The sequence below is a fragment of the Microbispora sp. CSR-4 genome, assembly GCF_008033685.1.
Classification (GTDB): domain Bacteria; phylum Actinomycetota; class Actinomycetes; order Streptosporangiales; family Streptosporangiaceae; genus Microbispora.
Genome location: NZ_VJVX01000007.1, coordinates 18,944 through 32,756 on the forward strand (window position 1 = coordinate 18,944; position 13,813 = coordinate 32,756).

Annotated in this window: 7 protein-coding genes; 5 read left to right on the forward strand and 2 right to left on the reverse strand. The window is 70.5% G+C overall.

All coding sequences use genetic code 11. The annotated features are described in order from the left end of the window. Window positions 1–274 precede the first annotated feature (274 nt). From leuS to FLV34_RS42260, 3 genes are all read left to right on the forward strand, one after another. Window positions 275–2,737 (forward strand): leucine--tRNA ligase, encoded by a 2,463-nt coding sequence (leuS, locus tag FLV34_RS08585; RefSeq protein ID WP_147942815.1) that lies wholly within the window; start codon window positions 275–277, stop codon window positions 2,735–2,737. 81 nt (window positions 2,738–2,818) lie between these two features. Next, a complete protein-coding gene (locus FLV34_RS08590; RefSeq protein WP_147942816.1) occupies window positions 2,819–6,010 on the forward strand; it encodes a S41 family peptidase in 3,192 nt (1,063 codons plus the stop codon). 312 nt (window positions 6,011–6,322) lie between these two features. Then, complete coding sequence (locus FLV34_RS42260) at window positions 6,323–7,984, forward strand: cellulase family glycosylhydrolase (RefSeq protein ID WP_147942817.1); 1,662 nt, start codon at window positions 6,323–6,325, stop codon at window positions 7,982–7,984. A gap of 9 nt (window positions 7,985–7,993) precedes the next feature. On the opposite strand, the gene FLV34_RS08600 is transcribed toward FLV34_RS42260, so the two are convergent. Both FLV34_RS08600 and lexA read right to left on the reverse strand, forming a co-directional pair. Continuing rightward, complete coding sequence (locus tag FLV34_RS08600; RefSeq protein ID WP_142645769.1) at window positions 7,994–9,088, reverse strand: MalY/PatB family protein; 1,095 nt, start codon at window positions 9,086–9,088, stop codon at window positions 7,994–7,996. An 88-nt stretch (window positions 9,089–9,176) separates the two neighbouring features. Then, entirely contained in the window at window positions 9,177–9,890 is a 714-nt protein-coding gene (gene lexA, locus FLV34_RS08605; RefSeq protein WP_142645768.1) for a transcriptional repressor LexA, read from the reverse strand. A 437-nt stretch (window positions 9,891–10,327) separates the two neighbouring features. Between lexA and nrdR the strand changes: the two genes are divergently transcribed. Next, a complete protein-coding gene (gene nrdR, locus FLV34_RS08610) occupies window positions 10,328–10,807 on the forward strand; it encodes a transcriptional regulator NrdR (protein ID WP_142618207.1) in 480 nt (159 codons plus the stop codon). A 118-nt stretch (window positions 10,808–10,925) separates the two neighbouring features. Beyond that, entirely contained in the window at window positions 10,926–13,811 is a 2,886-nt protein-coding gene (locus tag FLV34_RS08615; protein ID WP_147942818.1) for a vitamin B12-dependent ribonucleotide reductase, read from the forward strand. Window positions 13,812–13,813: the final 2 nt, after the last annotated feature.

Genomic DNA, 13,813 nt, shown 5'->3' on the forward strand with positions numbered 1-13,813 from the left:
GAAGCACAGTAGGGGAATGGACATAAGAGCCCACAACGGAACTATCACCATCGTGTATCGCGCTCTGACACGCGAGGTCAGCCCGCAAGATCGATCGGCGACCCGGTTGTGGTCTGCGCTACGCTTGACATGCGTGCCGCCACCCCGCTGAGCGGGCAGCCGCCTCGGAGCGCGAGAGCGCGGAGACGGGGCTGCCTCGACTGTGACGCAGGGACCTGCCCCCGGCGGACGCCATCATCTGTGTGTGATTCCAGCCGCCTGGCGAGGAGTGGAAGTGGACGAGCCGGTGTACGACCCGGAGGCGCTGCAGGCCAAGTGGCTGCCGCGGTGGGAGGAGCTGAACCCCTTCGCGGCGGTCGAGGACCTCGCGGACACCAGGCCGCGCAAGTACATGCTCGACATGTTCCCCTACCCCTCCGGCGACCTCCACATGGGGCACGGCGAGGTCTTCGCGATCGGCGACGTCGTCGCGCGCTACTGGTTCCAGAAGGGCTACAACGTCCTGCATCCGATCGGGTGGGACTCCTTCGGCCTGCCCGCCGAGAACGCGGCCATCAAGCGCAACGCCCACCCCGCCGAGTGGACGTACAAGAACATCGAGACGCAGGCGAACTCGTTCAAGCGCTACGCCATCTCCTTCGACTGGTCGCGACGCCTGCACACCAGCGACGCGGAGTACTACCGCTGGAACCAGTGGCTGTTCACCCGCTTCTACGAGCGGGGCCTGGCCTACCGCAAGGGCGGCCTGGTCAACTGGTGCCCGCAGGACCAGACCGTGCTCGCCAACGAGCAGGTCGTGGCGGGCAAGTGCGAGCGCTGTGGCGCCGACGTGATCCGCCGCGAGCTGACGCAGTGGTACTTCAAGATCACTGACTACGCCGACCGGCTGCTCGACGACATGGCGCAGATCGAGAGCGGCTGGCCCGAGCGCATCCTCACCATGCAGCGCAACTGGATCGGCCGCTCCACCGGCGCCGACGTCCAGTTCCGCATCGAGGGCCGCGACGAGCCGGTCACCGTCTACACCACGCGCCCCGACACGCTGTACGGCGCGACGTTCTTCGTCGTGGCCGCGGACGCCCCGCTGGCGGAGGAGATCTGCGCCCCCGAGCAGGCGGAGGCGCTGGCCGCCTACCGCGCCGAGGTCGCCAAGCTCTCCGACATCGAGCGGCTGTCCACGGAGAAGGAGAAGACCGGCGTCTTCCTGGGCACGTACGCGATCAACCCGGTCAACGGGGAGCGCATCCCGGTCTGGGCCGCCGACTACGTGCTGTCCGACTACGGCCACGGCGCGATCATGGCGGTGCCGGCGCACGACCAGCGCGACCTCGACTTCGCGCGGAAGTTCGGCCTGCCGGTCAAGGTCGTCGTGCACACCGGCCTCGCCGATCCGGGCGAGACCGGCATCGCCACGCCCGGCGAGGGCACGCTGGTCAACTCCGGCCCGCTGGACGGGCTGACGAAGACCGAGGCGATCAAGAAGATCATCGAGGTCCTGGAGGAGCGCGGCACCGGCAGGGCCGCGGTGAACTACCGCCTGCGCGACTGGCTGCTGTCGCGGCAGCGGTTCTGGGGCACGCCGATCCCGATCATCCACTGCCCGGACTGCGGCGAGGTCCCGGTGCCGGACGAGCAGCTCCCGGTCACGCTGCCCGACCTGCGCGGCGCGGCCCTGCAGCCGAAGGGCGTCTCGCCGCTGGCCGCGGCCACCGAGTGGGTCAACGTCGCGTGCCCCAAGTGCGGCGGCCCGGCCCAGCGGGACACCGACACGATGGACACCTTCGTCGACTCGTCGTGGTACTACCTGCGTTACTGCGACCCGCACTACGAGGACGGGCCGTTCGACGTCGAGAAGGTCCGCAAGTGGGGGCCGATCGACCAGTACGTGGGTGGCGTCGAGCACGCCGTGCTCCACCTGCTGTACGCGCGGTTCTTCACCAAGGTCCTGCACGACATGGGCCTGGTCGACTTCACCGAGCCCTTCGAGCGCCTGCTCAACCAGGGCCAGGTCATCAACCGGGGCAAGGCGATGTCGAAGTCGCTGGGCAACGGCGTGGACCTCGGCGAGCAGATCGACACGTACGGCGTGGACGCCGTCCGGCTGACGATGATCTTCGCCGGGCCGCCGGAGGACGACATCGACTGGGCCGACGTCTCGCCGGCCGCGTCGCAGAAGTTCCTCGCCCGCGCGTTCCGCGTGATGGCCGAGGCCGGTGCCGCCAGCGCGCCCGGCGTGGACTTCTCCACCGGCGACGTCGAGCTGCGCAAGGTGACCCACCGGACCATCGACGAGGTGACCAAGCTCGTCGAGAGCTACCGGTTCAACGTCGCGGTGGCCCGCATGATGGAGCTGACCACGGCCGCCCGCCGGGCGATCGACTCCGGGCCCGGCGCGGCCGACCCGGCCGTCCGCGAGGCCGCCGAGACCCTGGCGATCATGCTGTCGCTGGTCGCGCCGTACTGCGCGGAGGAGGGCTGGGAGCGGCTCGGGCACGCGCCGTCGGTCGCCAAGGCCGGCTGGCCCGAGGCCGACCCGGCGCTGCTGGTCCAGGAGTCGGTCACGGCGGTGGTGCAGGTGGCGGGCAAGGTCCGCGACCGGCTGGAGGTCTCCCCGGACATCTCCGAGGCCGACCTGCAGGCCCTGGCCCTGGCGTCGGACAAGGTCCGCCCCTATCTCGACGGCGAGCCGCGCAAGGTGATCGTGCGGGCGCCCAAGCTCGTCAACGTCGTCCCGTAACGGGTGACCCCGGCTCCGCCGTACCGTGATCGAACCTGCCCGGTACGGCGGAGCCGTCGTCGTTCGGAATAGGGTGCGCACGTGGCTAATGGCGCATACCTGAGATACCCCCATCTGAACGGCGACCTCCTCACGTTCGTGGCGGACGACGACGTCTGGCTGGCGCCCGCGGGCGGCGGCAGGGCGTGGCGGTTCACGGCCGATCGGGTCGAGGTCTCGCATCCCCGGTTCTCCCCTGACGGCACCCGCATCGCCTGGACGAGCACCCTTGAGGGCGCTCCCGAGGTGTTCGCCGCCGGCCTGGACGGCGGAGAGGGCGAGCGGCTCACCCACTGGGGCGACGCCATGACCGGCGTACGCGGCTGGACCGAGGACGGGAACGTGCTGGCCGTCACCGCCGCGGGTCACGGCTCCCGCTCGTGGCAGTGGGCCCACGCGGTGCCGCTGGACGGCGGCCCGGCGACGGCCCTGCCGTACGGCAGGGTCAGCGAGACCGCGGTGAGCGGCGCCAGGGTGGCGACCGTGTCGGCGGTGTGGCGCGAGCCGTCGCAGTGGAAGCGATACCGCGGCGGCACGGCGGCCAAGATCTGGGTGGACGCGACGGGCGACGGCGAGTTCACCCACCTGTTCGAAGGCGATCCCGCGCAGCACTGGTCGGTCATGTGGGTGGGGGAGCGCCTGGCCTTCCTCGCCGACACCGACGGCGACGGCAACCTCTACTCCTGCCTGCCCGACGGCTCCGACCTGCGGCAGCACACCACGCACCGCGGCTTCTACGCGCGCCATGCCACGTCGGACGGCTCCCGCGTCGTCTACAGCCTCGCCGGCGACCTGTGGCTGCTGGACAGCCTCGACGCCGAGCCGCGCAGGCTGGACATCACGCTGAGCGGGCCGCGCCCGGCCAGGGCCAGGCGGCCGGCGCCGAACAACGTCGGCGGTTTCGCCCCGGACCGCACCGGGCGGGCCAGCGTGGTCGAGATCCGCGGCACCGCCCACTGGCTGACCCACCGCGACGGCCCCGCAGGCACGCTGCGCGCCGAGCCCGGCGTCCGGGTGCGGCTGCCGCGGACTCTCGGCTCCTCCCCGCAGTCGCAGACCGGCCGGGCCGTCTGGGTGTCGGACGCCTCCGGCGAGGACGCGCTGGAGATCGGCACGCCGGGCGGTGAGATCCGCACCCTGGCCGCCGGGCAGCTCGGCCGGGTGCTCGACCTGGCCGCCGCGCCGGACGGCACGCACGCGGCGGTCGCCACCCACGACGGGCGGCTGCTGGTGGTGGACCTCGACTCGGGGAACGTCCGTGAGGTCGACCGCACCACCCACGGCGACGTGCAGCACCTCACGTTCTCGCCCGACTCGGCCTGGCTCGCGTGGGCGCATGCCTACCAGCCCTGGCGCTACCACCTCAAGCTCGCCCGCGTGGACGGCAGCACCACGATCGAGGTCACCCCGCCGCGCTTCAACGACTACAGCCCGGCCTTCACGACGGACGGCAAGCACCTGGCCTTCCTGTCCGACCGCACGTTCAACCCGGTCTATGACAGGCACGTCTTCGACCTGTCCTTTCCCGCCAGTTGCCGGCCCTATCTGGTGCCGCTCAAGGCCACGACGCCCTCGCCGTTCGATCCCTCGCTGACCGGCCGCGGCTTCGGCGGGGAGGACGACGCCGGCGCGGACTCCCGGGGCTCCGAGAACACCCAGGACGCGAAGAGCGACGGCAAGTCCGACCCGCCGCGGGTGACCGAGGTGGACGCCGACGGGCTGGCGGACAGGATCGTGGCCGTGCCGGTGCCCGCCGGCGTCTACTCCAACCTGCGCGCCGCCAAGGGCGGCCTGCTGTGGCTGTGTCATCCGCTCACCGGCGAGCTCGGCGACGGCACCGAGCCCGGCGAGCCGGTCCTCGAACGCTACGACCTGGTCAAGCGCAAGGTCACCGAGCTGGACGGGGAGTTCGGGGCCTTCGAGGTCAGCGGCGACGGCACGCGCCTGGTGGCCACCGGCGCACACGGCCTGCAGACCCGCTCCACCGGCGAGGACGACGAGGTCGTCACCATCGACCTGGACCGCGTGGCCGTGACCATCGACCCGGTCGCCGAGTGGCGGCAGGCCTACAACGAGGCCGGGCGGCTCATGCGCGACCACTTCTGGCGGGAGGACATGAACGGTGTCGACTGGGCGGGCACGCTCGACCGCTACGCCCCCCTCGTCGAGCGGATCGGCGCCTACTCCGAGCTGATCGACCTGCTCTGGGAGGTCCAGGGCGAGCTGGCCACCTCGCACGCGTACGCGCGGCCCGTCGGCGCGGGCCGCGATCCACGGCGCCGCCAGGGCCTCCTCGGCGCCGATCTCGCCCGGGACGAGAGCGGGGTGTGGCGGATCCGCCGCATCCTGCCGGGGGAGTCCTCCGACCACGAGGCCCGCTCGCCGCTGCTCGCGCCCGGCGTCGCCGTACGCGAGGGCGACGCGATCGTCGCCGTCGGCGGGCGCCCGGTGGACCCGGTACGCGGGCCGCTGGCGCTGCTGTCCGGGATGGCGGGACGGCCCGTGGAGCTGACCGTACGGCCCGGCTCCGGCGGCGAGACCCGCAGGGTCGTCGTCAGGCCGGTCGCCGACGAGACGCGGCTGCGCTACCACGACTGGGTGGCCGGGCGGCGGGCGTTCGTGCGCGAGGCGTCGGGCGGGCGGGTCGGCTACCTACACGTGCCGGACATGATGTCCACCGGCTGGGCGCAGTTCCACCGGGACCTGCGCGCCGAGATGGACCGCGACGCGCTTGTCGTGGACATCCGCGACAACGGCGGCGGTCATGTCTCCGAGCTGGTGCTGGAGAAGCTGCAGCGACGGGTGACCGGGTGGCAGCTCAGCCGGGGATACGAGCCGGGGCGCTACCCCGAGGACGCGCCTCGCGGGCCCGTCGTGGCCGTCACCGACGAGTTCGCCGGATCGGACGGCGACATCGTCAGCGCCGGGATCAAGAACCGCGGCATCGGGCCGCTCGTGGGCACGCGGACCTGGGGCGGCGTGATCGGCATCGACTCGCGCTACTCGCTCGTGGACGGGACCGTCGTCACGCAGCCGCGCTACTCGTTCTGGCTGGAGGGCGAGGGGTGGGGCGTCGAGAACCACGGCGTCGACCCGGACGTCGAGGTCGTCGCGACGCCGCAGGACCTGGTCGCCGGGCGGGATCCGCAGCTGGCGCGGGCGGTGGAGCTGGCCCTGGCGGCGCTCGAGGACAGGCCGCCGGCCGCTCCGCCGGAGCTGCCGCCGCTGCCGTGACGCCGTGCCCCCGTGCCCCCGTACGGTGCCATGGTGCCGTGCGGGGCATGTGCTCGATTGCGTGCACAGCACGGTGCTCGATTGCGTGCACAGCATGGTGCTCGATTGCCTGCGGGGCATGGTGCCGTGACGGGACGTTGACGATGGACTGGCCTTCCGGACAAAATTCCGCCCGAGCCACAAAACCAGTTCATATCGATGTAGGCGTGCGGTCAGGGCATGCCGCGACCACCACCGCTCCGGCGGTGGTCTGGGGTGCGCGCCTGACCGTATGGCTCGCCGTCGGCGTGCGCCCCGCGTGGGAGGCACGTCTTGTACAGACGAATTCTCGGCGGGCTGACGACCGCCGCCGCGGTTGCGGCGACCGTGCTCGTCGTCACCGGGTCACCGGCTAACGCCGCCGGCACGGGCACCGGCTACCTGCACACCAGCGGGAACAAGATCGTCGACAGCACCGGCGCGACGGTCCGGCTGACCGGCATCAACTGGTTCGGCATGGAGACCGACAACAAGACCTTCCACGGGTTGTGGGCGAACAACCCGTGGAAGAGCCAGCTCGACCTCATGGCGAGCCTCGGTTACAACACCATCCGGGTGCCGTTCTCCGACGACGCGCTGAAGCCGGGCGCGCAGGCGACGAGCGTCAACACCTACTCCAACCCCGACCTGATCGGCCTGTCCCCGCTGCAGATCCTCGACAAGGTCGTGGACTACGCGGGCCAGAAGGGCATGCGGATCATCCTCGACCGGCACCGCCCGACCAGCGCGGGCCAGACGGCGCTGTGGTACACCTCCGGCGTCCCCGAGTCGACCTGGATCAACGACTGGAAGTCGCTGGCCCAGCACTACGCGGGCAACCCCACCGTCATCGGGGCCGACCTGCACAACGAGCCGCACGCCGACGGCACCAACCCGAACGCGAAGGGCTCCTGCTGGGGCTGCGGCGACGAGTCGCGCGACTGGCGCCTGGCGGCCGAGCGGGCCGGCAACGCGATCCTGTCCGTGCAGCCCAACTGGCTGATCTTCGTGGAGGGCGTGAGCTGCCCGAGCGGCGGCGAGTCCAACGTCTGGGACAACGACCCCAGCAACGACGAGGACTGCGGCTGGTGGGGCGGCAACCTCACCAAGGCCGGGCAGTATCCGGTGCGGCTCAACGTGGCCAACCGGCTCGTCTACTCGCCCCACGAGTACGCCACCTCGGTCTTCCACCAGAACTGGTTCGACGACCCGTCCTACCCGGCCAACATGCCGGCCATCTGGGACAAGTACTGGGGCTACCTCTACAAGCAGAACATCGCCCCGATCATGGTCGGCGAGTTCGGCACGACGCTCGCCAGCAACATCGACAAGATCTGGCTCCAGGAGCTCATGAAGTACATGGGCACCGGCGTGAACGGCATGTCGTTCACCTACTGGTCGTGGAACCCCAACTCGGGTGACACGGGCGGCATTCTCAAGGACGACTGGGCGACGGTCGACCAGGCCAAGCAGAGCATCATCTCGCCCTACCTGATCCCGCCGACCGGCGGTGGTGGCACCCCGACGCCGCCAGTGTCGCCCTCGCCCTCGGCCTCGCCGTCGGCGTCTCCGACTCGGTCGCCCTCCCCATCGCCGTCTCCCTCGCCGTCTCCCTCCCCGTCGCCGTCCGCGTCTCCCTCGTCGCCGGGCGGGAAGACCTGCACGGCCACGTACAAGGTCGTCAACGAGTATCCCGGCGGCTTCCAGGGCGAGGTCACGGTCAAGGCGGGTTCGTCGGCCATCTCGGGCTGGACCGTGAACTGGTCCTTCCCGAACGGCCAGAGCATCACGCAGCTCTGGAACGGCACGCTCAGCGCGAGCGGGTCCAACGTCACGGTGACGAACATGTCCTACAACGGCACGCTGGGCGCCGGCGCCTCGACCGCGTTCGGCTTCAACGGAAGCTGGTCGGGCAGCAACGGCGTTCCGTCCTCGGTCACCTGTACGGCGAGCTGAGCGGGCGCGTCACGTCAGCACGGCGGCGATCCTCGACAGGATCTCCTCCAGGATCGCCGCCGATGTCGCGAAGTTGAGGCGGGCGAAGGTGTCGCCGCCTCCGTACATCGGGCCCGGGTTGAGCCTGACCCGGGCCTCCCGCTCGACGAACGCCGCCGCGCCGGGCACCCCGAAGTCGAGCCACGCGAGATAGGTGGCCTCGGGAACGCGGTAGCCGACCGACGGGAGCCGCTCGGCGACGAGCCTGCGGTTGCGGTCGAGGATCGCCAGCACCTCCTCCAGCCACGCGTCGCCGTGCCGCCAGGCGGCCACCGTGGCCTCCACCCCGAGCACGCTGGGCGCGCCGAAGATGTGGGCGGGCTGGCGGCCGAGTGCGTCCCTGGCCTCCTTCGCGCCGAGGTGGGCCACCGAGCAGTGCAGTCCGCCCATGTTGAAGGCCTTGCTGGCGGAGGTCAGCGTGACCGTGCGCTCGGGGAGGATCGTGGCGAACGGGATGTGCCGCTTCGGGGCGTACGTCAGGTCGGCGTGGATCTCGTCGGCGATCACCAGCGTGCCGTGCCGATCGGCGTACGCGGCGACGCCTTCGAGCTCCTCACGGGTGAACGAACGGCCCGACGGGTTCTGCGGGTTGACCAGCAGGAGCACACTGACGGGCTCTCCGGGGACCTCGAACCTGCCGTCGGCCGTCAGCGGCATGGGCACCAGGCGGCGGTTCATCCCGGTGATGGTGGTGAGGAAGGGGTCGTAGGCGGGGACGTGCAGTGCCACGGCGTCGCCGGGCTCGGTCAGGACGTGCAGCAGCACCTGGAGAGCCTGGTTGAGGTCGGTGAAGGACCGCACGTGGGCCGGATCGGCCCGCCAGCCGTGCCGCGTCTCCATCCGCTCGGCGAACGCCTCCGCCAGTGGTCCCGCGGTCGGGGTGTCCAGCCAGGCGGGATAGCCGAGGTCCTTGGCGGCGCGTCGCGCTATGGCCTCCGTGACCACGTCGGGCACGGGGAAGTCCATGTCGGCGACCCAGGCGGGGATGACGCCGGGCGCGGCCTGCGCCCACTTGATTCCGTCACGGCCCCGGGCCGCGTCGAGGGAGAGGGAGTCGAGCTTCATCCGACTCACCCTAATTGCCGGTTGACGACCGCCGAAAAGGCGGCCGCCGCGCCCCGCGATCCCGTCGTGCCGCGGGGCGCCGGCGCGGCTACAGCTTGCGAAGGACAGCCGTGACCTTGCCGAGCACGGTGGCCTCGTCGCCCGGGATCGGCTCGTAGTTGGGGTTGTGCGGCACCAGCCACACGTGCCCGTCCTTGCGCTTGAAGGTCTTCACGGTGGCCTCGCCGTCGATCATCGCGGCCACGATGTCGCCGTTGTCGGCGACCGGCTGCTGCCGGACCACGACCCAGTCGCCGTCGGCGATGGCGGCCTCGATCATCGAGTCGCCGGAGACCTGGAGCAGGAACAGCGTGCCCTCGCCCACGAGCTGCTTGGGCAGGGCGAACACGTCCTCGATGCTCTGCTCGGCGAGGATGGGCCCACCGGCCGCGATGCGGCCGACCAGCGGCACGTAGGCCGCGGTGGGCCGGCTGAACCCGGGCTCCTCCTCGGAGGTGGCGTCGGGGTCCACCCACAGCACCGGCTCGCCCGGCAGCCGGACCTCCAGGGCCCGGGGCCGATGGGGATCACGCCGGAGGTAGCCCTTACGCTGGAGCGCCGTGAGCTGGTGCGACACGCTGGAGGTGCTGGTCAGCTGGACCGCTTCCCCGATCTCCCGCATGGACGGCGGATAACCGCGCTGCTGGACCGAGTCGCGGATCACCTCGAGAATCTTCCGCTGCCTGGGGGTGAGGCCAAGCGAGTCGCGCCTGCGAACCGCGAGGTCGCTGACGCCATTCGCCTGCTCACTTCGGTCACTCACGATGCCACCTCTCAATCCGTGTTCCTCGTGTCGCACAGAGCGACCGTACCGCGATTCAAGATCACCGTCAAACAATTGTTCGATATCCAGCGAAATCGCCGATCTCGCCGTCCGCCTTCATCGTACGGGAGTTCGATCGATCCCGTGTTCGATTTCCCCGATCTTCTTCGGCCGCTGTAGGCGCAGGTCAGAAGCCGTGCGAAAAACGGCCGGGAAAAGGCGCGTAAACGGCCTATTCCGCGACGGCCGGGGCGCGTGATGCGGCCGTGACCCGGGGTGCGACACGCGGGCGGAGCAGGGACTTCCTTGCCCAAGGCCGGTTCGACTTGCGTTCAAGGTCGGGCGCTCCTACGGTTGGACCACAACATCTAGTAGTCACACCGGTGTAAGTTCACCACACCTTGTGTTCGGGGATGTGCGTTCAGGGAGGCGATGAAGTGCACTGTCCGTTCTGTCGCCACCCGGACACCCGGGTCGTGGACAGCCGCGCGGCAGAGGACGGGGCGGCGATCCGTCGCCGGCGCACCTGTCCCGAGTGCGGGCGCAGGTTCACCACGCAGGAGACCGTACTGCTGATGGTGAGCAAGCGCAGCGGAGTCACCGAGCCGTTCTCCCGCGAGAAGGTCATCGCCGGCGTGCGGCGGGCCTGTCAGGGGCGCCCGGTCAGCGAGGACTCCCTCGCCCAGCTCGGGCAGCGCGTCGAGGAGAGCATCCGGGGCACGGGCGCGGCCGAGATCGCCTCCCACGAGGTCGGCCTGGCCATCCTGGGCCCGCTCCGCGATCTCGACGAGGTGGCCTACCTGCGCTTCGCGTCGGTCTACCGCAGCTTCGAGACGCTGGCGGACTTCGAGGCGGAGATCGAGCGGCTCCGCGCGGCCCACGGCACCGCAGCCCATGGCACCGGGGGCGAGGAATAAGACGCCTTCCGGGGGACCGGGACGAGGCGGGCGGGGCGCGACGGCGCACCGCGACTATGTGGTTTCAACGAGCGTGGTCCGGAGAAGGGGCTCCATCGGGCCCTGGGAGGGGGAAGTCATGACGGAGACCGTGAGCGGCACGGTGTCGGGTGCGGGGGGTCACCCGGGCAAGCGCCCGCGCAAGGGCCTGAAGATGAAGCGCATCTTCACCACCCCGGGTGTCCACCCGTACGACGAGGTCCGCTGGGAGCGGCGCGACGTCGTGATGACGAACTGGCGGGACGGCTCGGTCAACTTCGAGCAGCACGGCGTGGAGTTCCCGGACTTCTGGTCGGTCAACGCGGCCAACATCGTCACCACCAAGTACTTCCGCGGGGCGGTGGGCACCCCGCAGCGCGAGTCGAGCCTCAAGCAGCTCGTCGACCGGGTCGTGGGCGTCTACACCAGGACCGGCGTCGAGAACGGCTACTTCGCCTCCGACGAGGACGCGGAGATCTTCGACCACGAGCTCAAGCACGCGCTGATCCACCAGGTCTTCAGCTTCAACTCCCCGGTGTGGTTCAACGTCGGCACCCGCTCCCCCCAGCAGGTGAGCGCCTGCTTCATCCTGGCCGTGGACGACACGATGGAGTCGATCCTCGACTGGTACAAGGAAGAGGGCGTCATCTTCAAGGGCGGCTCCGGCTCCGGGGTCAACCTCTCCCGCATCCGCTCGTCCAAGGAACTGCTGTCCAGCGGCGGCACGGCCAGCGGCCCGGTGTCCTTCATGCGCGGCGCCGACGCCTCCGCCGGCACCATCAAGTCGGGCGGCGCCACCCGCCGGGCGGCCAAGATGGTCGTCCTCGACGTGGACCACCCCGACATCGAGGAGTTCATCGAGACCAAGGCGCGCGAAGAGGACAAGATCCGCGCGCTGCGCGACGCCGGGTTCGACATGGACCTCGGCGGCAAGGACATCGTGTCCGTGCAGTACCAGAACGCCAACAACTCGGTGCGGGTCTCCGACGAGTTCATGCGGGCCGTCGAGGCGGGCGACAAGTTCGGCCTGCGGGCCCGGCTGACCGGCGAGGTCATCGAAGAGGTCGAGGCGCGGTCGCTGTTCCGCAAGATGGCCCAGGCCGCCTGGGAGTGCGCCGACCCCGGCCTGCAGTACGACGACACGATCAACGACTGGCACACCTGCCCCGAGACCGGGCGCATCACGGCCAGCAACCCCTGCTCGGAGTACGTCCACCTGGACAACTCCTCGTGCAACCTCGCGTCGATCAACCTGCTGAAGTTCCTGCGCGACGACGACTCCTTCGACGTCGCGACCTTCGTGAAGGTCACCGAGCTGATCATCACCGCGATGGACATCTCGATCACCTTCGCCGACTTCCCGACGCAGAAGATCGCCGAGACCACCCGGGCGTACCGCCAGCTCGGCATCGGCTACGCCAACCTGGGCGCGCTGCTGATGGCGACCGGGCACGCGTACGACTCCGACGGCGGCCGGGCCATCGCGGCCGGGATCACATCGCTGATGACCGCCGTGTCCTACCGCCGCTCGGCCGAGATCGCCGGGATCGTCGGCCCGTACGACGGCTACCAGCGCAACGCCGAGCCGCACAAGCGGGTCATGCGCAAGCACGCCGCGGCCAACGACGACCTGCGCACGCTCGGCGACATGGACAAGGCCCTGCACACCGAGGCCACCCGGCAGTGGCAGGAGTGCCTCAAGCTGGGCGAGAAGAACGGCTACCGCAACGCCCAGGCGTCGCTGCTCGCCCCGACCGGCACCATCGGCCTGATGATGGACTGCGACACCACCGGCATCGAGCCCGACCTGGCGCTGGTGAAGTTCAAGAAGCTCGTCGGCGGCGGTTCGATGCAGATCGTCAACCAGACGATCCCGCGGGCGCTGCGCCGGCTCGGCTACCCGGAGGAGCAGGTCGAGGCCATCGTCGAGTACATCGCCGAGCACGGCCACGTCGTGGACGCCCCCGGCCTGCGGCCGGAGCACTACGAGGTGTTCGACTGCGCGATGGGCGAGCGGGCCATCGCCCCGATGGGCCACGTCCGGATGATGGCGGCCGTCCAGCCGTTCCTGTCCGGCGCCATCTCCAAGACCGTCAACCTGCCCGAGTCGGCCACCGTGGACGACATCGAGCAGGTCTACCTGGAGGGCTGGAAGCTCGGCCTCAAGGCCCTGGCCGTCTACCGCGACAACTGCAAGGTCGGCCAGCCGCTGTCGGTCGCGAAGAAGACCTCCGAGGAGGCCCCCGCAGAGGCGGCGGACAAGGAGCCGGTCGTCCAGGTCGTGGAGGTCGCGCGGCCGACCAGGCGGCGGATGCCCAACCAGCGGCCGAGCACCACCACCCGCTTCACGGTGGGCGGCGCCAAGGGCTACATGACCGCCTCGTCCTACCCCGACGACGGTCTCGGCGAGGTCTTCCTCAAGATGTCCAAGCAGGGCTCGACCCTCGCGGGCGTGATGGACGCCTTCTCCGTGGCGATCTCGATCGGCCTCCAGTACGGCGTGCCGCTCGACACGTACGTGCAGAAGTTCGTCAACATGCGCTTCGAGCCGGCGGGCATGACCGACGACCCCGACGTCCGGATGGCGCAGTCCGTGATGGACTACATCTTCCGGCGGCTCGCGCTCGACTACCTGCCGTACGAGGACCGGGCCGCCCTCGGGATCTTCTCCGCGTCCGAGCGGGCCGCGCAGCAGCGCGGTGAGGACCCGGCCGCGCTGCAGGACGTGGACACCGCCGCGCTCGCCCAGTCGGCGCCGATCGAGAGCGGGCAGGCGCCGGTCGAGAAGGCGCAGCCCGCGCCGGTCGAGAAGGCCCCGGCAGCGCCGGTGGCCGTGCCGGAGCCGCGCCGGGTCGGCGCCTCGCTGGAGAGCCACCAGGGCCGTACGGCGGACGCGCCGCTGTGCATGACCTGCGGCACCAAGATGCGCCCTGCCGGGAGCTGCTACGTCTGCGAGGGTTGCGGCAGCACCAGCGGCTGCAGCTGATC

Coding starts and splice junctions, on each gene's coding strand:
- FLV34_RS08600 (WP_142645769.1), bottom strand. CDS start 9,088: ATGAAGCTCGACTCCCTCTCCCTCGACGCGGCCCGGGGCCGTGACGGA.
- FLV34_RS08615 (WP_147942818.1), top strand. CDS start 10,926: ATGACGGAGACCGTGAGCGGCACGGTGTCGGGTGCGGGGGGTCACCCG.